The sequence below is a fragment of the Burkholderia sp. 22088 genome (genome assembly GCF_052045915.1).
Lineage (GTDB): Bacteria > Pseudomonadota > Gammaproteobacteria > Burkholderiales > Burkholderiaceae > Burkholderia > Burkholderia cepacia.
This window is the reverse complement of record NZ_JBQEPY010000009.1, coordinates 156,083-174,920: the sequence shown is the minus strand read 5'-3', so window position 1 is coordinate 174,920 and position 18,838 is coordinate 156,083. Positions and strand designations below refer to the sequence as shown.

16 protein-coding genes are annotated in these 18,838 nt (G+C 67.9%); 6 read left to right on the top strand and 10 right to left on the bottom strand.

The genetic code is table 11. From position 1 onward, the window contains the following. Positions 1-165: 165 nt before the first annotated feature. Genes ACTJLD_RS18885 through ACTJLD_RS18870 form a run of 4 tightly spaced genes read right to left on the bottom strand, consistent with a single transcriptional unit; the run spans position 166 to position 3,788 of the window. A complete protein-coding gene (locus tag ACTJLD_RS18885; protein ID WP_027788345.1) occupies positions 166-891 on the bottom strand; it encodes a PqiC family protein in 726 nt (241 codons plus the stop codon). Then, positions 888-2,507 carry a PqiB family protein gene (locus tag ACTJLD_RS18880; RefSeq protein ID WP_027788344.1) on the bottom strand — a complete coding sequence of 540 codons (1,620 nt, stop codon included), beginning with the start codon at positions 2,505-2,507 and terminating at the stop codon, positions 888-890. Before ACTJLD_RS18880 ends, ACTJLD_RS18885 begins: the two co-directional genes overlap by 4 nt. Next, positions 2,500-3,129 (bottom strand): paraquat-inducible protein A, encoded by a 630-nt coding sequence (locus ACTJLD_RS18875; protein WP_021156371.1) that lies wholly within the window; start codon positions 3,127-3,129, stop codon positions 2,500-2,502. The genes ACTJLD_RS18880 and ACTJLD_RS18875 overlap by 8 nt, the downstream gene beginning before the upstream one ends. Continuing rightward, positions 3,126-3,788, bottom strand: a complete 663-nt coding sequence (locus ACTJLD_RS18870) for a paraquat-inducible protein A (protein ID WP_027788343.1) — start codon at positions 3,786-3,788, stop codon at positions 3,126-3,128. The genes ACTJLD_RS18875 and ACTJLD_RS18870 overlap by 4 nt, the downstream gene beginning before the upstream one ends. Before the next feature lie 258 nt (positions 3,789-4,046). Between ACTJLD_RS18870 and ACTJLD_RS18865 the strand changes: the two genes are divergently transcribed. From ACTJLD_RS18865 to ACTJLD_RS18850, 4 genes are all read left to right on the top strand, one after another. Next, positions 4,047-4,607, top strand: a complete 561-nt coding sequence (locus ACTJLD_RS18865) for a cytochrome b (protein ID WP_060174566.1) — start codon at positions 4,047-4,049, stop codon at positions 4,605-4,607. Between the two features lie 8 nt (positions 4,608-4,615). Beyond that, positions 4,616-5,176, top strand: coding sequence for a YceI family protein (locus tag ACTJLD_RS18860; protein WP_027788341.1), 561 nt, complete (start codon positions 4,616-4,618; stop codon positions 5,174-5,176). Between the two features lie 64 nt (positions 5,177-5,240). Next, positions 5,241-5,822, top strand: coding sequence for a YceI family protein (locus ACTJLD_RS18855; protein WP_027788340.1), 582 nt, complete (start codon positions 5,241-5,243; stop codon positions 5,820-5,822). Between the two features lie 193 nt (positions 5,823-6,015). Beyond that, positions 6,016-7,293, top strand: a complete 1,278-nt coding sequence (locus ACTJLD_RS18850) for an MFS transporter (protein WP_059685217.1) — start codon at positions 6,016-6,018, stop codon at positions 7,291-7,293. An 18-nt stretch (positions 7,294-7,311) separates the two neighbouring features. On the opposite strand, the gene ACTJLD_RS18845 is transcribed toward ACTJLD_RS18850, so the two are convergent. The 6 genes from ACTJLD_RS18845 to queA form a co-directional block, all read right to left on the bottom strand. Then, entirely contained in the window at positions 7,312-8,874 is a 1,563-nt protein-coding gene (locus ACTJLD_RS18845) for a S41 family peptidase (protein WP_440659426.1), read from the bottom strand. A 211-nt stretch (positions 8,875-9,085) separates the two neighbouring features. Further along, the gene (gene secF / locus ACTJLD_RS18840; RefSeq protein ID WP_027788337.1) at positions 9,086-10,036 is read right to left on the bottom strand and encodes a protein translocase subunit SecF; all 951 of its coding nucleotides are present in this window, start codon (positions 10,034-10,036) and stop codon (positions 9,086-9,088) included. A gap of 16 nt (positions 10,037-10,052) precedes the next feature. Further along, entirely contained in the window at positions 10,053-12,074 is a 2,022-nt protein-coding gene (gene secD, locus ACTJLD_RS18835) for a protein translocase subunit SecD (protein WP_021163786.1), read from the bottom strand. A gap of 106 nt (positions 12,075-12,180) precedes the next feature. Beyond that, complete coding sequence (gene yajC / locus ACTJLD_RS18830) at positions 12,181-12,504, bottom strand: preprotein translocase subunit YajC (RefSeq protein ID WP_006476868.1); 324 nt, start codon at positions 12,502-12,504, stop codon at positions 12,181-12,183. Between the two features lie 233 nt (positions 12,505-12,737). Then, a complete protein-coding gene (tgt, locus tag ACTJLD_RS18825; RefSeq protein WP_440659425.1) occupies positions 12,738-13,934 on the bottom strand; it encodes a tRNA guanosine(34) transglycosylase Tgt in 1,197 nt (398 codons plus the stop codon). A gap of 225 nt (positions 13,935-14,159) precedes the next feature. Next, the gene (queA, locus tag ACTJLD_RS18820; protein ID WP_059698802.1) at positions 14,160-15,227 is read right to left on the bottom strand and encodes a tRNA preQ1(34) S-adenosylmethionine ribosyltransferase-isomerase QueA; all 1,068 of its coding nucleotides are present in this window, start codon (positions 15,225-15,227) and stop codon (positions 14,160-14,162) included. A 167-nt stretch (positions 15,228-15,394) separates the two neighbouring features. Between queA and recG the strand changes: the two genes are divergently transcribed. Then, positions 15,395-17,716 carry an ATP-dependent DNA helicase RecG gene (gene recG / locus ACTJLD_RS18815; RefSeq protein ID WP_440659424.1) on the top strand — a complete coding sequence of 774 codons (2,322 nt, stop codon included), beginning with the start codon at positions 15,395-15,397 and terminating at the stop codon, positions 17,714-17,716. A gap of 125 nt (positions 17,717-17,841) precedes the next feature. Next, positions 17,842-18,801, top strand: coding sequence for a hydrogen peroxide-inducible genes activator (locus ACTJLD_RS18810; protein WP_060084059.1), 960 nt, complete (start codon positions 17,842-17,844; stop codon positions 18,799-18,801). The last annotated feature ends 37 nt before the right edge of the window (positions 18,802-18,838 follow it).

The window sequence follows — 18,838 nt, the reverse complement described above, 5'->3', positions numbered from 1 at the left end:
ACAAACAATGTCATGGCTGTCCGGCCGGGGAGCGCGATGCGGGGCCGGGGGCCGGCCGCGGCAGCGCAACGCCGATGGCGGCCGGCGGTCGCTATCGGACGCGCCGCGCTGGACGAAGCCGCGCGGGCGCTTAAGCCGTCGAGCGTTCGCCTGCGCGCCGCACGCTTACGCGCCGGACTTGCCCGTCGCGCCGGCGTCGCCGCCCGGCGCCGGATTGGCCGGGCACGGCACGACCGGCGCGGCGGCCGTCTTGCCGCCGGCCGCGGGTGCCGCGGCAGCCGATGCGCCACGGCGCGCGGCCATGGCACGCACGCCGGCCGCGGCTTGCGTGGCGATCACGTCGAGCGCGCGCCGGTGGCCGGCGACGAGTGCGTCGTAGCCGTCGGCGACCGGTTCGGCGACGCTCGTGCGGCAGGTCATCACGGCCTGCGTGGCGAGCGAGCGCACGCTCCACACGGCATCGACCGCCGCGCGTTTGCCCGGCCACGACTCGAAGCGCTGCACGTTCACGCTGATGCGATACACGGGCACGCCGGGCGGATAGGCGGAATTCGCGACGTCGATCGTGCCGAGCCGCGCGGCGAGATCGTCCGACAGCGCGCGGCGGATCTCGTCGGCGGGCGGCGACGCCCAGCGTTCCTGCTCGAGCACGTCGACCTGCGCGGCGTTCTTCTGCACGACCAGCTGGTTCTTCGCGACCTGCTCGGGCACGCCGACGGACGGCACCTCGATCAGGAACGCCGGGTTGGCCGGCGCGGTGCGCAGCGGCGCCGCGGCGTCGGCCGGGCTGAGCGTGTAGAACCGCGCGGGCGGCGAGCTGCACGCGGCGAGCGCGAGGGCGGCGGCAACCGCCGCAGCACCGCTCGCGAAACCGTTCACGCGTGTCGTCATGGTTGATCTCCTGGCTTGCCCTTGAGCAGCGATTCGGGGTGACGCTCGAGGTAGTCGGCGAGCGCGTTCAGCGATTGCAGCGTGCGCGTGAGTTCCTTCAGCGCGCCGCGCACGTCGGACTGCAGCGGCGAATCCTGCTGCAGCGTCGCTTCGGCGGTCGAGAAGGTCTGCTTCGCCGCCGACAGCGTGTCGCGTGCTTCCGGCGCGACCTGCGTGTCGAGCTGCTTGAACAGCTTGTCGGCGTTCGCGAGCGCGCTGTTCAGGTTCGCGCCGATCTGGTCGAACGGCACCTTGTCGAGCTTCTTCGCGATGTCGGCGACCTGCAGCTGCAGCTCGTCGAGCGTGTTCGGCACGGTCGGCAGCTCGAGCGGCTGGCGTGCCGTGTCGATCTTCACGGCCGGCGCCTTCGGGAAGAAGTCGAGCGCGACGTACAGCTGGCTCGTCAGCAGGTTGCCGGTGCGCAGCTGGCCGCGCAGCCCGTGCTGGACGAGCCGCTCGACGATCTCGCGGCGGGCCGGTTCTCCCTTGCTCTCGATCGTTTCGCGGAAGCGCCGGCCGAGGCGTTCCGGATAGATGTTCATCGTCACCGGCATCAGGAAGTTCTTCGTCTTCGGATCGAAGTCGATACCGATGTTCGTCACTTCGCCGAGCACGATGCCGCGGAAGTCGACCGTCGCGCCGACGGCGAGCCCGCGCAGCGACTGGTTGAAGTTCATCACGACCTGCAGCGGCTGGCCGTCCGGGTCGCGCATCGCGTCGCCCTCGTCGGACGCGAGGCGGAACGTGGTGTTGTTCGGCGCCGTCGTGCCGGAGCCCTGGTTCGGCGGCGTCTGGAACGCGATGCCGCCGAGGATCACCGTCGCGAGCGACTGCGTGTTCAGCTTCAGGCCGCTCGAATCGAGCCGCAGGTCGACGCCGCTCGCCTGCCACCAGCGCGAGTTGATGCCGACGTACTGGTCGTACGGCGCATTGACGAACACGTTGAACGTGACGCCCGTGCCGTCCTTGTCGAGCGAGAAGCCGACCACCTGGCCGACCTGCACGCGGCGGTAGTAGACCGGCGAGCCGATGTCGACCGAGCCGAGCGAATCGCCGCGCAGCACGTACTGCGTGCCTTTCTGGTCGCCCGTGACGGCCGGTGGCGTCTCGAGGCCCGTGAAATCGGTCAGCGTGTCCTGACCGCGGCCGGCGTCGACGCCGATGTACGCGCCCGACAGCAGCGTGCCGAGCCCCGACACGCCGGTCGCGCCGACGCGCGGCCGCACGATCCAGAAGCGCGAGCCCTTGACCGCGAAGTCCTCGGCTTCCTTCTTGAGCTGCACCTGGACGAGCACGCGCGACAGGTCTTTCGACAGCTTGATCGTCTTGACCATGCCGATCTCGACGTCCTTGTACTTGACCTGGGTCTTGCCGGGCTCGAGCCCTTCGGCGCTGTGGAAGCTGATCGTGATTTCCGGGCCGCGTTCGCGCACGGACTTGATCACGAGGCCGATGCCGATCAGCGCGGCGATCAGCGGCACGAGCCAGACGAGCGACGGCAGCCAGCCGCTTTTCGTCGAGATCGTCGGATCGGGCGGCCGGGGCGCGTCGTGCTGCGGGCCTTGTGGACTATTCATGGTGATTCCCTGAGGTTTCGACTGGATCCCAGATCAGGCGGGGATCGAACTGCATCGACGCGAGCATCGTCAGGATCACGACGGAACCGAACGCGAGTGCGCCGGGGCCGGCCGTGATGACGGCGAGCGAACGGAAATGGACGAGCGCGACGGTCAGCGTCACGACGAAGATGTCGAGCATCGACCAGCGGCCGATGCGCTCGACGATCCGGAACAGCCGCGTGCGCTGCTGCGGCCGCCATGCGGTGCGGCGCTGCGCGCTGATCACGAGGATCAGCAATACGCCGAGCTTGAGCATCGGCACGAGGATGCTCGCGACGAACACGACGACGGCGAGCGGCCAGTCGCCCGACACCCAGAAATAGATGACGCCGCTCATGATCGTGTCTTCCTGCGAGCCGACGATCGACGCGGTGCGCATGATCGGCAGCAGGTTCGCCGGAATGTACAGGATCGCGGCCGCGAGCAGCAGCGCCCACGTGCGCATCAGGCTGTTCGGCGTGCGGAAATGGAGCGCGCTGCCGCAGCGCGCGCAATGCGCGTGCGGATGGTCGAGCGTCTGCACGAGCCCGCACGTGTGGCAGCTGACGTAGCCCTCGCGGGCGGCGGTCGGGATCGTCATCGGCGGGCGGCTTCCGGCAACGGGGGCGCGTCGGGCTGCCCGGGCGAGCGCCCGGCGCGCAGGTCGTCGACGATGTCCCACAGCGTGCGCGGATCGAACATCAGCACCACGGCGATCATCAGCGTGAGCGCGGCGAACGCGAACAGCGCGGCTTCCGGCACGACGCGCGCGAGGCTCACCATCTTGACGATCGTGACGAGGATTCCGAGCATGAATACCTCGATCATCCCCCACGGCCGCACCATCTCGATCGCGCGCAGCACGAGGTTGAAACCGGGCGGCACGACGCCGCGGCGGATCGGCAGCAGCAGGTACAGCAGCGCGGCCATCTCGACGAGCGGAAACAGCACGGTCGAGCAGAACACCATCACGCCGACGATCGCCATGTCCTGGCGCCACAGCGAGTCGATCGCGCCGATCAGCGTGGTCTGCACGCGGTTGCCGTTCACGTCCATTTCGAGGATCGGGAACGCCTGGGCAATCGTGAACGTGATCAGTGCCGCGAGCGCGAGCGCGCAGATCCGCTCGATCTGCGCCGCGCTGTTGCGATAAAGCAGCGCGTCGCAGCGCGGGCAACGCGCGATTTCGCGGCCGCTCAGGCGCGGTTTGTGCAACAGTGCGTCGCACTCGTGACAGGCAATCAGGTCGTATCGTTGCATGGAAAAGGCAGTTGTGCGACGGCCGGGGACACGCGTCGACGGGGCCGGAACCCGCGCCAATCTTACCAAAAGGGCCTTTTCGGCGTGTCAAGGATCGTGCGGTTTGTGACCGGCCGGTAACATGACGGGAAGCTGTCGGCCGGCTGACATGCCTGTCCTCAGAGTCCGCGCGCGTCAAAAGGTTGCGGTAGCATGGCGCCCTTGACAAGCGTCGGACGAATGGCCGGCGCGGCTGTTCGCTGAACTGAGGAATCCAGGATGGTATCGAAATCGCCGCCGGCCGTGCCGGCACGTTATGCGCATACCGCGATCGCGCTGCACTGGCTGATCGCGCTGCTGATCATCTGCGGCTTCGCGCTCGGCTGGGTGATGACCGACATCCCCGGCTTCACGCCGACCAAGCTGAAGTACTTCTCGTGGCACAAGTGGATCGGCGTGACGGTGTTCGCGCTGGCCGTCATCCGCGTGCTGTGGCGGGCGACCCACGTGCCGCCGCCGCTGCCGGCCGATACGCCGGCGTGGCAGCGCGCGGTATCGCACGGCGTGCACATGCTGCTGTACGTGCTGATGATCGTGATCCCCGTGACGGGCTACCTGTACAGCTCGGCCTCGAACATCCCGGTCGTCTACCTCGGCATCGTGCCGCTGCCGCGGCTGATCGACCCCGATCCGGTGCTGAAGGAAACCTTCAAGACGCTCCACGTGTCCTTGAATTACATTCTGCTTGCGCTCGTCGCGATGCACGTGCTCGCGGCGCTCAAGCACCAGTTGTTGGACCGCGACGGCCTGCTGTCGCGGATGCTTCCCTTTGCCAAATGAAGGATCCCATGAAAGTGTCTTTCTCCCGCTCCATGCTGACCGCGCTCGCCGCGGTGTCACTTGTCGCGTCGGGCGCGGCGCACGCCGATGTCGATCTCGCGAAGAGCAAGGTGTCTGCCGTGTCGAAGCAGATGAACGTGCCGACCGAAGGCGCGTTCAAGAAGTTTTCCGCGCAGGTGAAGTTCGATCCGGCGAAGGCCGCGCAGGGCAGCGCCCAGATGACGATCGACGTCGCGAGCTATGACCTCGGCGACAAGATGTACAACGACCAGGTCGCCGGCAAGGACTGGTTCGACGCGAAGGCTTTCCCGCAGGCGACGTTCGTGTCGTCGGCGATCGCACCGGCCGGCGGCAACAAGTACAACGTGACCGGCAAGCTGACGATCAAGGGCAAGGCCGAAACCGTCACGGTGCCCGTCACGGTCACGCAGAACGGCGCGACGCAGACGTTCGACGGCGTGCTGCCGATCAAGCGTTCGGCCTTCAACGTCGGCACCGGCGAATGGAAGGACACGTCGGTCGTCGCGGACGAAGTGCAGATCAAGTTCCATCTCGTCGCCACGAAGTAAGCGGCGAACCATCGCATCACCCGAATGCCGCGCGAGGGCGCGGCGCCGTTCCAAGGAGAAAGAGTTGAAAAAGCATCTGATGATCGCCGCGGGCGCACTGGCTGCCACGCTGTCGTTCTCGGCATTCGCCGACAGCGCAACCTACCAGTTCGATCCGTCCCACACGTACCCGAGCTTCGAGGCCGACCACTTCGGCGGCCTGTCGGTCTGGCGCGGCAAGTTCGACAAGTCGAGCGGCACCGTGACGCTCGATCGCGCGGCGAAGACGGGTACGGTCGACGTGACGACCGACATCGCGTCGATCCACACCGGCAGCGCGAAGCTCGACGAGCACCTGCAGACGAACGAATTCTTCGACGTCGCGAAGTTCCCGCAGGCGAACTACAAGGGCACGATCAAGTTCGACGGCGACAAGCCGGTGTCGGTGGTCGGCAACCTGACGCTGCATGGCGTCACGAAGCCGTTGACGCTGAAGATCGACTCGTTCAAGTGCATGCCGCATCCGATGCTCAAGCGTGAAGTGTGCGGCGTCGACGCGGTCGGCGAATTCAGCCGCGACGATTTCGGCCTCGACTACGGCAAGCAGTACGGCTTCAAGATGAAGACGAAGCTGCTGATCACGGCCGAAGCCGTCAAGCAGCAGTAATACCGCCAGCCGGGCCGGCCGCCGCGCCGGCCCGTCGCGCGCCAACCGCCGCGTTCCCGTTCCACGGGCGCGGCGGTTTTTTTTGCGCGCCTATAATCGCCCGAGCGCCGCTCGCGGCGCCCGGGCGGCGCCGACGGCGCACGCGTGGCCGCGGCCGCCTCGAACAGAACGTACAACGACAAGGAGATCGCCGATGCATGCCGTCACGCAGTCCCGTCCCATTGCCTCGTCGCCGCGCGTGTGGCGCGCGGTGGTCGCCGCGTCGATCGGCAATGCGCTCGAGTGGTTCGATCTCGTCGTCTACGGTTTTTTCGCGGTGACGATCTCGAAGCTGTTCTTTCCGGCCGGCAACGACACCGTGTCGCTGCTGCTCACGCTCGGCACGTTCGGCGTGTCGTTCTTCATGCGCCCGCTCGGCGCGATCGTGCTCGGCGCGTACGCCGACCGCGCGGGCCGCAAGGCCGCGCTCACGCTGTCGATCCTGCTGATGATGGCCGGCACGCTGATCATCGCGGTGCTGCCGACCTACGGGGCGATCGGCGTCGCGGCGCCGGTGATCCTCGTCGCCGCGAGGCTGATGCAGGGCTTCTCGGCCGGCGGCGAATTCGGCAGCGCGACCGCGTTCCTCGCCGAACACGTGCCGGGCCGGCGCGGCTTCTTCGCGAGCTGGCAGGTCGCGAGCCAGGGGCTCACGACGCTGCTCGCCGCCGGCTTCGGCACCGTGCTGAACGCGCAGCTCTCGGCCGCGCAAATGGCGTCGTGGGGCTGGCGCGTGCCGTTCTTCTTCGGCCTGCTGCTCGGGCCGGTCGCTTACTACATCCGCACGAAGGTCGACGAGACGCCCGAATTCCTCGCGGCGGAAGGCACCGCGAACCCGCTGCGCGACACGTTCGCGTCGCACAAGGCGCGTCTCGTCGCCGCGATGGGCGTGGTCGTGCTCGGCACCGTCGCGACCTATCTCGTGCTGTTCATGCCGACCTACGGCGTGAAGCAGCTCGGCCTCGCGCCGTCGGCCGCATTCGCGGCGATCCTCGTCGTCGGCGTGATCCAGATGGTGTTCGCACCGCTCGTCGGCCACTGGTCGGATACTTACGGCCGCGTGCGTGTGATGATCGCGCCGGCGATCGGCATACTCGTGCTGATCTATCCGGCATTCGCGTACCTGGTCGCCCATCCGGGCTTCGGCACGCTGATCGCCCTGCAGGTGCTGCTCGCATTCCTGATGACGGGTTACTTCGCGGCGCTGCCGGGTTTGTTGTCCGAAGTGTTCCCGGTGCAGACGCGCACGACCGGGATGTCGCTCGCCTATAACGTCGCGGTGACGATCTTCGGCGGCTTCGGGCCGTTCATCATCGCGTGGCTGATCAAGGCAACCGGGATGAAGACGGCGCCGAGCTTCTACCTGATGTTCGCGGCCGTGCTGAGCCTCGCGGCGCTGGTCGTGCTGCGCCGGCGGTTCGGCTTCCGGTAACGGGGCAGGCGGCGCGCGTCAGTTGCCGGCGCGCTCGCACACGGGTTGCGCGGGCATCAGTTGCGGCTTGGCGTCGACCGTTCGCACGGGGCGCCCCGCGAGCGCGGCAAGGGCCTGCCCGAGCTGCCAGTCGGAGGCCGTGCCGAACTCGCGCTGCGGCAGCGCCGCGCTTTTCGCCGAGTCGATCTTTGCAAGCGCACGCTGCTCGCGCAGCTTCTGCCGCTCCTTGCGCACCTTCGCGAACGGGTCGGGCGCCAGCCGGTCCGCATACGGCGCGCGCGGGAGATCGGCTTCGCGGTACCACAGCAGCACGCCGTCGACGTCCGAGTCGCGGCGCGGCGGCACCAGCCAGTCCGGTACGACGCCGTAGCCGTCCATCGGGCAGCCGTTCGGCCGCAGGTTGCGCGCGAACGTGAAATTCAGGCGCGTGCCGTCGATCAGGTCGACGCCCGTTTGCGCGAGCCCCTTTCCGTAGGTCGGCATGCCGAGCAGCTTCGCGCGGCCGAGATCCTTCAGCGCCGCCGCGGTCGCTTCGGCGGCCGACGCGCTCTGTCCGTCGACGAGCACGACGAGCGGCACGGTGCGCCACCAGTCGTCGGCCTGCAACGGCGCGAGCGGATCCTGTCCGTGCATGACCGGCAACGCGTAATCGGGCCAGTTGGTCGTGTAGCGGCGCCGGTTGGCGTCGCCGCGCTCGACCGTCACCATCGCGGTGCGATCGCGGCCCACGTACAGCGCGGTGATGCCGATCGCCGCATTGAGCGCGCCGCCGCCGTTGATGCGCAGGTCCAGGATCACGCCTTTCACGGGCGGCCCCGCGCGGCGTGCGGCCTGCACCGCGTCGATGTAGGCGCCGACGGCGGGTTCCGGGAAGCTCGACAGCCGCGTGTACAGGATGTCGCCGGCGAGCCGTTTCGCGGTCGCGGGGTGCGGCTTGAGGATCGTCCGCACGGGCGCGAAGCTCAGCATCGCGTGCGACGGGCCGCGCTGTACCGTGAGCTTCAGCGGCACACCCGCGTCGCCCTTGGCGAGTTTGGTCAGGTCGGCGGCGTCGATGCCGACGACGCTCGTATCGTTCATCGCGACGACGAGATCGTCGGGGCGCACGCCGGCCTGTTCCGCGGGCGCGTCGGGAATCACGTCGACGATGTGCAGCCCGTCGGGCCGCGTCTCGAAGACGATGCCGATGCCGGGCGTGCCGTCGCGCGCGCGCCGTTCGTCTTCGCGCCGCTCCTGCTCCTCCTTCGCATCGAAGAAACGCGCGTACGGCAGCGTCTTGATTCCCGCGTGGGTCGTGGCGTCGAGCAGCGCGCCGATGTCGACGTCGGTCAGGTGCTGCCGCTTCAGCACTTCCACCGCCGCCTTGAGCTCGCAGATCTGCGGCTCCCAGTCGGGCGGGCAGGGCGAAGGCGGCCGGGCGGTGGCGGGTGAGGCGGATGACGAGGATGAGGCGGCGGGAGCAGAAGCGGGCGGGGCGGGTGCCGGCTGTTGCGCACCGACCGGTGACGCGCACGGCAGCAACGCGGCCGTGGCGGCTGCGCAAACGGCAAGGCGAAGAACGGCACGCGTAGAAGGCATCATCGGGACCGCACGTTGGAACGGAGGGCGAAGGTGCTGTCCCGCCGGCGCACGGCCGGCGGGACGGTCACGATTGTAGCCGGTAGCCGACGCGAGTGACCGGGCAGGGCGAGCGGGCTGCGCGTTCCACGCCGGCGGTACGGGCGAACATACGGGCGAAAAAAAACCGGCCCAACCGGGCCGGCTTTTCGTCTGTGCCGAAGCAGCGTGGCGCTTAAACCTGCGCGCCTGCGTTGGGATCGTCCGGATCGTGCGCGGTCTTCTTTTCCTTGATCAGGTCTTCGCGCTTGATGCCGAGCCACATCGCGAGCGAGCCCGCGACGAACACCGACGAGTAGATGCCGAACATGATGCCGACCGTCAGCGCGAGGGCGAAGTAGTGCAGCGTCGGGCCGCCGAAGAAGAACATCGACAGCACCATCATTTCGGTCGACGTGTGCGTGATGATCGTACGCGACATCGTGGTCGTGATCGCGTGGTTGATCACTTCCTGCACGGTCATCTTGCGTTCGCGGCGGAACGTTTCGCGGATCCGGTCGAAGATGACGACCGACTCGTTGACCGAGTAGCCGAGCACCGCGAGGATGGCCGCGAGCACCGCCAGCGAGAACTCCCACTGGAAGAATGCGAAGAAGCCGAGAATGATCACGACGTCGTGCAGGTTGGCGATGATGCCGGCCACTGCGTACTTCCACTCGAAGCGGAACGACAGGTAGATCACGATGCCGATCACGACGCACGCGAGCGCGAGCAGGCCGTCGGTCGCGAGTTCGCGGCCGACTTGCGGGCCGACGAATTCGACGCGTTGCAGCGTGACGTCCGGGCTCTGTGCCTTCAGCGCGCTCATCACCTGGTCGCTCTGCTGAGCGGACGTGAGGCCTTCCTTCAGCTGCAGCCGGATCAGCACGTTGCGCGACGTGCCGAAGTTCTGCACCTGCGCGTCGACGTAGCCGAGCTTGCCGAGCGTCGCGCGCACGGGTTCGAGTTCGGCCGCCTGCTGGTACTGCACCTCGATCACCGTCCCGCCGGTGAATTCGACGGACAGGTGCAGCCCGCGGTGGAACAGGAAGAACACGGCGGCGAGGAACGTGACCAGCGAGATCACGTTGAACACCAGCGCGTGCCGCATGAACGGAATGTCTTTACGGATGCGGAAAAATTCCATGGTCTTCTCCGGGGCCTTATTGGGTCGAGCCCGGTTTCTTCGGCGACACGCCTTGCTGCGCGCGGTTGCGCAGCTGCGGCTTGCCGGTGCGCGGCGCGTTGCCCTTCGCGGGCGCGGCGAGCTTCGCGGCACGCGCGGTGTCGGTCGCATCGTCCGCCTCGGCGAACGGTGCGGCGGCAGCGGCGCCTTCCGGCTTCCACACCTGGCCGATCGCGAGCGACTTCAGCTTCTTGCGGCCGCCGTACCAGAGGTTGACGATCCCGCGCGAGAAGAACACCGCGGAGAACATCGACGTCAGGATGCCGAGGCAGTGCACGATCGCGAACGCGCGAACCGGGCCCGAGCCGAACGCGAGCAGCGCGAGGCCGGCGATCAGCGTCGTGACGTTCGAGTCGAGAATCGTCGCCCATGCGTGCGCGTAGCCCGACTGGATCGCGAGCTGCGGCGGCTGGCCGGCGCGCAGTTCTTCACGCACGCGCTCGTTGATCAGCACGTTCGAGTCGATCGCCATACCGAGCGCAAGCGCGATAGCGGCGATACCGGGCAGCGTCAGCGTGGCCTGCATCAACGACAGCACGGCGACGAGCAGCAGCAGGTTCACCGACAGGCCGATCACCGAGATCACGCCGAACAGCATGTAGTACGCGATCATGAACACGGCGATCGCGCAGAAGCCCCAGATCACCGAGTGGACGCCCATCTTGATGTTGTCGGCGCCGAGGCTCGGGCCGATCGTGCGTTCCTCGATGATGTCCATCGGCGCGGCGAGCGAACCGGCGCGCAGCAGCAGCGCGAGGTCGGCTGCGGCCTGCGGCGTCGGCTGGCCCGTGATCTGGAAGCGGTCGCCGAGCTCAGACTGGATCGTCGCGACCGTCAGCACCTCGCCCTTGCCCTTCTCGAACAGCACCATCGCCATCGGCTTGCCGATGTTCTCGCGCGACACCGCGCGCACCGAGCGGCCGCCCGCCGAATCGAGGCGGATGTTGACCGACGGACGCTGGTGATCGTCGAAACCGGCCGATGCATCGATGATGCGGTCGCCCGTGAAGATCACTTCCTTCTTCAGCAGCACGGGCGCCTGGTTGCCCTGCGTGAACAGTTCTTCGCCCGGCGGCACCGGGTCGTTCGGGTTCGGGTGCGTGTTGATCGGGTCGGCGAGGCGCGCTTCGAGCGTCGCGGTGCGGCCGATGATGTCCTTCGCCTTCGCGGTGTCCTGCACGCCCGGCAGCTCGACGACGATACGGTCGCTGCCCTGCTGCTGCAGGATCGGCTCCGACACGCCGAGTTCGTTCACGCGGTTGTGGAGCGTCGTCAGGTTCTGCTTGAGCGCGGCGTCCTCGACGGACTTCTGCACGGCCGGCGTAAACGTGCCGACGACCTGCGTGCCGCCGCCGCCGGGCTGGGTCGCCCATTGCAGTTCGGTGATCGACAGCGCGAGCACCTTGCGGGCGTCTTCCGCCGTCTGCGCATCGCTGAAATTGACGACCACGGACTGGTCGACGCGGCTCACGCCGCCGTCGCGGATGTTCTTGTCGCGCAGCAGCGTGCGCGCGTCGGACGCGTCGGAATCGAGCTTCTTCGTGAGCGCGCCCGTCATGTCGACCTGGAGCAGGAAGTGGACGCCGCCACGCAGGTCGAGGCCGAGATACATCGGCAGCGCGTGCAGCGCGGTCAGCCAGCGCGGCGACGCGCTCTGCAGGTTCAGCGCGACGACGTACTGGGGATCGTTCGGGTCGGCGTTCAGCGACTTCTGCAGCAGGTCCTTGACGCGCAGCTGCGTATCGGTGTCCTTCAGGCGCACGCGGATGTTCGCGTTGGTCGCCGTGTTCTCGAAGGTGACGTCGTCCGGCGTGATCTGCGCGGCGGCGAGCGCCGATTCGACCTGGGTCAGCGTGGTCGAGTCGAGCTTGACCGTGGCCTTGCCGCTCGACACCTGCACCGCCGGCGCTTCGCCGAAGAAGTTGGGCAATGTGTACAGAAGGCCGATGGCGAGCGCCACGACCATCACGACATATTTCCAGAGTGGATAACGATTCATGAGGGAGCCGAACGGGTGGTTGGCGTGAAAGCGTCGCGTCCGGCGCCGCGGCGGCCCGCTCTCTCAGGCGGGCACGGCGCGGGGTGCCGGACGCTCGGTGAAGGGCTTACAGCGACTTGATCGTGCCCTTCGGCAGAATGGTCGTGACCGCGGCCTTCTGCACGGTGATTTCGGTGCCTTCGGCGATCTCGACGCCGATGTAGCCTTCGGTGACCTTCGTCACCTTGCCCACGAGGCCGCCGCTCGTGACGACTTCGTCGCCCTTGGCCATGGCCGCGAGCATGTTGCGGTGCTCCTTCTGACGCTTCATCTGCGGACGGATCATGATGAAGTAGAGCACGGCAAACATCAGGATGAGCGGCAGGAAGCTCATCAGGCTCGATTCGGCGCCACCGGCACCTTGCGCGAACGCGTTGGAAATGAACGGCACGTTGGTCTCTCCGTAGGGGAAGATCGAAAAATAAGCCGGTTATTCTACCACCGGCCCCATGCGCAAACGGCTCGGCAAATGCGCTTTCGGATCAAGCTGTTAAAGCGCGAACCGGTACCGTTGCGACTCGTTTGGAAAGGCAATTGTAATGTTTGGCGGCCGGATTCGACAGTTGGGACGCGTTATTTAGTACTCGTCCTATGTGACGGGCCGCGGCGCGGGCAACCGTCCCGTCAGTCGACGCCTCTCGCGCGATCCTCCGCGAAGCGCTGGCGGAACGCGTCGAACGTGTGGGTCTCGATCGCGTCGCGGATCTCGCTCATCAGCTGCAGGTAGTAGTGCAGGTTGTGGATCGTGTTGAGCTGCGCGCCGAGAATCTCGCCGACGCGGTGCAGGTGATGCAGGTAGCCGCGCGAGAAGTTCTGGCACGTGTAGCACGAGCAGCTCGCGTCGAGCGGCTTCAGCGAGTTCTTGTGCGTCGCGTTGCGGATCTTCACGTCGCCGAAGCGCGTGAAGAGCCAGCCGTTGCGGGCGTTGCGGGTCGGCATCACGCAGTCGAACATGTCGACGCCGTTCGCGACGCCCTCGACCAGGTCCTCCGGCGTGCCGACACCCATTAGGTAGTGCGGCTTGTTGGCCGGCAGCTTCGGGCCCACGTGGTGCAGCACGCGCATCATGTCTTCCTTCGGTTCGCCGACCGACAGCCCGCCGATCGCGAGGCCGTGGAAGCCGAGTTCCGCGAGGCCCGCGAGCGATTCGTCGCGCAGGTCCTCGAACATGCCGCCCTGGACGATCCCGAACAGCGCGTTCGGGTTGCCGAGCCGGTTGAATTCGTCGAGCGAGCGCTTCGCCCAGCGCAGCGACATGCGCATCGAGTCGGCCGCTTCCTTGTGCGTGGTCGGCACGCCGTTGGTCGCGTACGGCGTGCACTCGTCGAACTGCATCACGACGTCGGAGTTCAGCACCTTCTGGATCTGCATCGACACTTCCGGCGACAGGAACAGCTTGTCGCCGTTGATCGGCGATGCGAACGTGACGCCGTCCTCGGTGATCTTGCGCAGGTCCCCGAGCGAGAACACCTGGAAGCCGCCCGAGTCGGTCAGGATCGGCTTGTTCCAGCCCATGAAGCCGTGCAGGCCGCCGTGCGCGTCGATCGTGTCGAGGCCCGGGCGCAGCCACAGGTGGAACGTGTTGCCGAGAATGATCTGGGCCTTGATCTCGTGCAGCTCGCGCGGCTGGATCGCCTTCACGGTGCCGTACGTGCCGACCGGCATGAAGATCGGCGTCTCGACCACGCCGTGATTGAGCTTCACGCGGCCGCGGCGCGCGTGGCCGTCAGTAGTCAGCAGTTCGAATTCGAGCCCGTTTGCGGGGCGGTCCTGCACGGGGGCGTGCGTATCGTGCGTATCGTGGGATGAACCTTCGGTCATCGCGTCATTCTCCTCGCTACCGGAAAACAGTCCGGCGCATGTTGGAAACGCCGCCGGCAGGCCGGCGGCGGGGAAAAACAGGTGCGCGCCATCGTAGCGCGTACCAAGGGAAACGGGGCAACCGCGCGGGGGTAACAGCGCGGAGACAACCGCGCGGCGTGCGGCCGCGCGAAGCGCAACGGCCGCTGCGCAATCGCGGGCCGCCGCATTTTCGCGCCTGTCGTGCTAGGCGCGCGGCGCCTCCGGCGTGTCGCGCCGCGTGAGCAGCATCGCGTCGCCGTAGCTGAAGAAGCGGTAGCGTTCGGCGATCGCGTGACGGTACGCGGCCCGGATCGTCTCGACGCCCGCGAACGCGGACACCAGCATCAGCAGCGTCGACTTCGGCAGGTGGAAGTTCGTGACGAGCCGGTCGACCACGCGGAAACGATAGCCCGGCGTGATGAAGATGTCGGTCTCGGCCTGCGTGGCCGCGAGCGGGCGGCCCGCTTCGTCGGCGGCGCGCGCCGCGGCTTCGAGCGCGCGCATCGACGTCGTGCCGACCGCGATCACGTTGCCGCCGCGCGCGCGGGTCGCGGCGATCTTGTCGACGAGCGACTGCGGCAGGTCGTACCACTCGCTGTGCATCTTGTGCTCGGCGATGTTGTCGACGCGCACCGGCTGGAACGTGCCGGCACCGACGTGCAGCGTCAGCGTCGCGCGTTCGACGCCCATCGCGTCGAGCCGGTCGAGCATCGGCTGGTCGAAGTGCAGGCCGGCCGTGGGTGCGGCGACCGCCCCCGGATTGCTCGCGTAGACGGTCTGGTAGCGCGTCTCGTCGGTCGCGTCCGGATCGTGCTCGATATAGGGCGGCAGCGGCAGGCGGCCGTACTGCTCGATCAGGTCGAGGCACGGCTCGGGGAAGATCAGCGTGAAGAACGGCTCGACGCGCTCGCCGACGGTCACGTCGAACGCATCGGCGAGACGCAGCGTCGTGCCGGCGCCCGGCGACTTGCTTGCGCGGATCTGCGCGAGCGCCGTGTGCGTGCCGGTCACGCGCTCGACCAGCACCTCGATCTTGCCGCCGCTGGCCTTCTGGCCGAAGAACCGCGCCTTCAGCACCTTGGTATCGTTGAACACGAGCAGGTCGCCGGGCGCGATGCACGACGGCAGCTCGGCGAAGCGGCGGTCGACGAGGCGTGCGGGCTCGACGGTGCCGTCGACCTCGAGCAGGCGGCTCGCGGTGCGGTCGGGCAGCGCGGTTTGCGCAATCAGCTCGGGCGGCAGATTGAAATCGAAATCGGAAAGCGTGAACATGCGGGCTGGTTCGAAACGGCCGGCGGGCGCCGCCGACAGGGCGGAAACGCATGAATGGGGCGCGCGAGCCGCTATGATGGCGGGATGCGCGGCCTGGCCGGCGTCGTTCGTTCGGACGACGTGAAAGCCGCTATTGTACTTGCCTTGCGAAGCACCCAGACGATCCGATGCCTGTGTCACCACGCCGTTCCTCCGCTGCCGTTGCCGATTCCGCCGATCCGTTCGACGCGGAGGATGCTGCGCCGCCCGTGCACGACACGGCGGCGCGCACCGTGCCACGCCGTGCCGGCCCGAAGCGCGGCGCCGACGGCAGGCTCGCGCAGCCGGCGGCCGCCGCGCCGGATGCCGACGGCGCCGCCGCGGGCGATGCAGGCGAGGCCGGCGCATCCGGCACGAAGCGCAAGAAGAAGCCGGCCGCCGACAAGCCCGTGAAGACCGTCGACAAGCTCGCGAAGCTCGGCCTCACGCGCTCGATCGATCTCGTGCTGCATCTGCCGATGCGCTACGAGGACGAAACCACGCTCACGCCGATCGGCGAGCTGCTGCCGGGCGGCATCGCGCAGACGGAAGGGGTCGTGTTCGACAACGAGGTCGCGTATCGCCCGCGCCGCCAGCTCGTCGTGAAGATCCAGGACGACGACGGCGAGCAGCTCGTGCTGCGCTTCCTCAATTTCTACGGCTCGCAGGTCAAGCAGATGGCCGTCGGCCAGCGGCTGCGCGTGCGCGGCGACGTGCGCGGCGGTTTTTTCGGGATGGAGATGGTGCATCCGGCCGTGCGCGTCGTTGAAGCCGATGCGCCGCTGCCGCAGGTGCTCACGCCCGTCTATCCGAGCACGGCCGGCGTGTCGCAGGCGTACCTGCGCAAGGCGATCGAGAACGCGGTGGAGCGCACGCCGCTGCCCGAGCTGCTGCCGCCCGAGATCCAGCGCGACTACCTGAAGCCGCTCGACGTGCCGACGCTCGAGCAGGCGGTGCGCATCCTGCACCACCCGCGCGTCGATTCCGACGAAGCCGCGCTGATGGACGGCTCGCATCCGGCGTGGACGCGCATCAAGTTCGAGGAGCTGCTCGCGCAGCAGCTGTCGCTCAAGCGTGCGCACGAGGAGCGCCGCACGCGCGCGGCGCCCGCGATGCCGCGCCGCACCGCGAGCGATGCCGATGCGCTGACGACCCGGCTCTATGCCGCGCTGCCGTTCACGCTGACGGGCGCGCAGGCGCGCGTCGTCGACGAGATCGCGCGCGACCTCACGCTCGCGCACCCGATGCAGCGCCTGCTGCAGGGCGACGTCGGCAGCGGCAAGACGGTGGTCGCGGCGCTGGCCGCCACGCAGGCGATCGACGCCGGCTACCAGGCCGCGCTGATGGCGCCCACCGAAATCCTCGCGGAGCAGCACGCGCGCAAGCTGCGCGCGTGGCTCGAGCCGCTCGGCGTCACGGTTGCGTGGCTCGCGGGCAGCCTGAAGGCGAAAGAGAAGCGCGCGGCGATCGAGGCGGCCGCGCTCGGCACCGCGCAGCTCGTGATCGGCACGCACGCGATCATCCAGGACACGGTCGAATTCGCCCGGCTCGGCCTCGTGATCGTCGACGAGCAGCACCGCTTCGGCGTCGAGCAGCGGCTCGCGCTGCGGGCGAAGGCCGCGAACGCGGCCAACGGCGCGCGCGACTTCCAGCCGCACCAGTTGATGATGTCGGCCACGCCGATTCCGCGCACGCTCGCGATGACGTATTACGCGGATCTCGAGGTCTCGACGATCGACGAGCTGCCGCCGGGCCGCACGCCGGTGCTGACGCGCCTCGTCGGCGATGCGCGGCGCGAGGAGGTGATCGCCCGCGTGCGCGAGGCCGCGCTGACCGGGCGCCAGGTGTACTGGGTGTGCCCGCTGATCGAGGAGAGCGAGACGCTGCAGCTGCAGACGGCCGTCGAGACTTACGAGACGCTGGCCGCCGCGCTCCCGGAGCTGAAGGTCGGGCTCGTGCACGGCCGGCTGTCGCCGGCCGACAAGGCGGCCGTGATGGAAGCGTTCACGCGCAACGAAGTGCAGCTGCTCGTCGCGACGACCGTGATCGAGGTCGGCGTCGACGTGCCGAACGCATCGCTGATGGTGATCGAGCACGCGGAGCGCTTCGGCCTCGCGCAGCTGCACCAGTTGCGCGGCCGGGTCGGGCGCGGCACCGCGGCGTCGGTGTGCGTGCTGTTGTACACGGGGCCGCTGTCGCTCACCGGCCGCGAGCGGCTGAAGACGATGCGCGAGACGACCGACGGCTTCGAGATCGCGCGGCGCGACCTCGAGATCCGCGGCCCCGGCGAATTCCTCGGCGCCCGCCAGTCGGGCGCGGCGATGCTGCGCTTCGCGAACCTGGAGACCGACGGCTGGCTGATCGATCCGGCCCGCGAAGCCGCGACGCGGCTGATTGCCGCGTATCCCGAAATCGTCACGCAGCATCTCGCGCGCTGGCTCGGCGCGCGGGAGCAGTATCTGAAAGCCTGATCCGCGGGCTGGGGCCGGATCCGGAATCGCCATTCGACGCATTCCGATGCAGAGAAACTTGGCGAACCGGTGTCACAGGGTGTATAAATTAAACCTATCGCCTGTATATCTCTGATTGACCCACAATGACGCTGACTGAATTGAAATACATCGTCGCGGTCGCGCGCGAACGGCATTTCGGCCGTGCGGCCGAAGCCTGCTTCGTGAGCCAGCCGACGCTGTCGGTGGCGATCAAGAAGCTCGAAGACGAGCTGAACGTGCAGATTTTCGAGCGCGGCGCGAGCGAAGTGAGCGTGACGCCGATCGGTGACCAGATCGTCACGCAGGCGCAACGCGTACTCGAGCAGACTTTCGCGATCAAGGAGATCGCGAAGCAGGGCAAGGATCCGCTGGTCGGCCCGTTCCGCCTTGGCGTGATCTACACGATCGGGCCGTACCTGCTGCCGACGCTCGTCAAGCAGATGATCCAGCGTGTCCCGCAGATGCCGCTGATGCTGCAGGAAAACTACACGCTCAAGCTGCTCGAACTGCTGAAGCAGGGCGAGATCGACGCCGCGATCATGGCGCTGCCGTTTCCGGAAACCGGCCTGATGGTGCGCCCGCTGTACGACGAACCGTTCGTCGTCGCGCTGCCGGCCGGCCATCCGTGGGAGAAGCGCGAAGAGATCGACGCCGAGGACCTGAAGCAGGAAACCATGCTGCTGCTCGGCAACGGTCACTGCTTCCGCGATCACGTGCTCGGCGTGTGCCCGGAGCTGATGCGCTTCTCGCAGACGGCCGACGGCATCCAGAAGACCTTCGAGGGCTCGTCGCTCGAGACGATCCGCCACATGGTCGCGAGCGGCGTCGGCATCACGGTGCTGCCGCGAATGTCGGTTGCCGAGATCGGCCCGCGCGCGAACGGCCCCGATGCCGAACTGCTGTCGTACGTGCCGTTCAACGAGCCGGTGCCCGACCGCCGCGTGGTGCTCGTGTGGCGCAAGAGCTTCACGCGGATGCCCGCGATCGACGCGATCAGCGACGCGATTTCCGCCTGCGAGCTGCCGGGTGTCGCGAAGCTCGACATGCCGGCGACGATGAACTGAGCACGCTGCGGCATGCGCGTGCGGCAGCCCGATGAAC

Bases quoted from the DNA above. Each gene is read 5' to 3' on its own strand.
- ACTJLD_RS18885 (WP_027788345.1), bottom strand. From the start codon at position 891: ATGACGACACGCGTGAACGGTTTCGCGAGCGGTGCTGCGGCGGTTGCC.
- ACTJLD_RS18880 (WP_027788344.1), bottom strand. From the start codon at position 2,507: ATGAATAGTCCACAAGGCCCGCAGCACGACGCGCCCCGGCCGCCCGAT.
- ACTJLD_RS18875 (WP_021156371.1), bottom strand. From the start codon at position 3,129: ATGACGATCCCGACCGCCGCCCGCGAGGGCTACGTCAGCTGCCACACG.
- ACTJLD_RS18870 (WP_027788343.1), bottom strand. From the start codon at position 3,788: ATGCAACGATACGACCTGATTGCCTGTCACGAGTGCGACGCACTGTTG.
- ACTJLD_RS18865 (WP_060174566.1), top strand. From the start codon at position 4,047: ATGGTATCGAAATCGCCGCCGGCCGTGCCGGCACGTTATGCGCATACC.
- ACTJLD_RS18860 (WP_027788341.1), top strand. From the start codon at position 4,616: ATGAAAGTGTCTTTCTCCCGCTCCATGCTGACCGCGCTCGCCGCGGTG.
- ACTJLD_RS18850 (WP_059685217.1), top strand. From the start codon at position 6,016: ATGCATGCCGTCACGCAGTCCCGTCCCATTGCCTCGTCGCCGCGCGTG.
- ACTJLD_RS18845 (WP_440659426.1), bottom strand. From the start codon at position 8,874: ATGATGCCTTCTACGCGTGCCGTTCTTCGCCTTGCCGTTTGCGCAGCC.
- secF (WP_027788337.1), bottom strand. From the start codon at position 10,036: ATGGAATTTTTCCGCATCCGTAAAGACATTCCGTTCATGCGGCACGCG.
- secD (WP_021163786.1), bottom strand. From the start codon at position 12,074: ATGAATCGTTATCCACTCTGGAAATATGTCGTGATGGTCGTGGCGCTC.
- tgt (WP_440659425.1), bottom strand. From the start codon at position 13,934: ATGACCGAAGGTTCATCCCACGATACGCACGATACGCACGCCCCCGTG.
- queA (WP_059698802.1), bottom strand. From the start codon at position 15,227: ATGTTCACGCTTTCCGATTTCGATTTCAATCTGCCGCCCGAGCTGATT.
- recG (WP_440659424.1), top strand. From the start codon at position 15,395: ATGCCTGTGTCACCACGCCGTTCCTCCGCTGCCGTTGCCGATTCCGCC.
- ACTJLD_RS18810 (WP_060084059.1), top strand. From the start codon at position 17,842: ATGACGCTGACTGAATTGAAATACATCGTCGCGGTCGCGCGCGAACGG.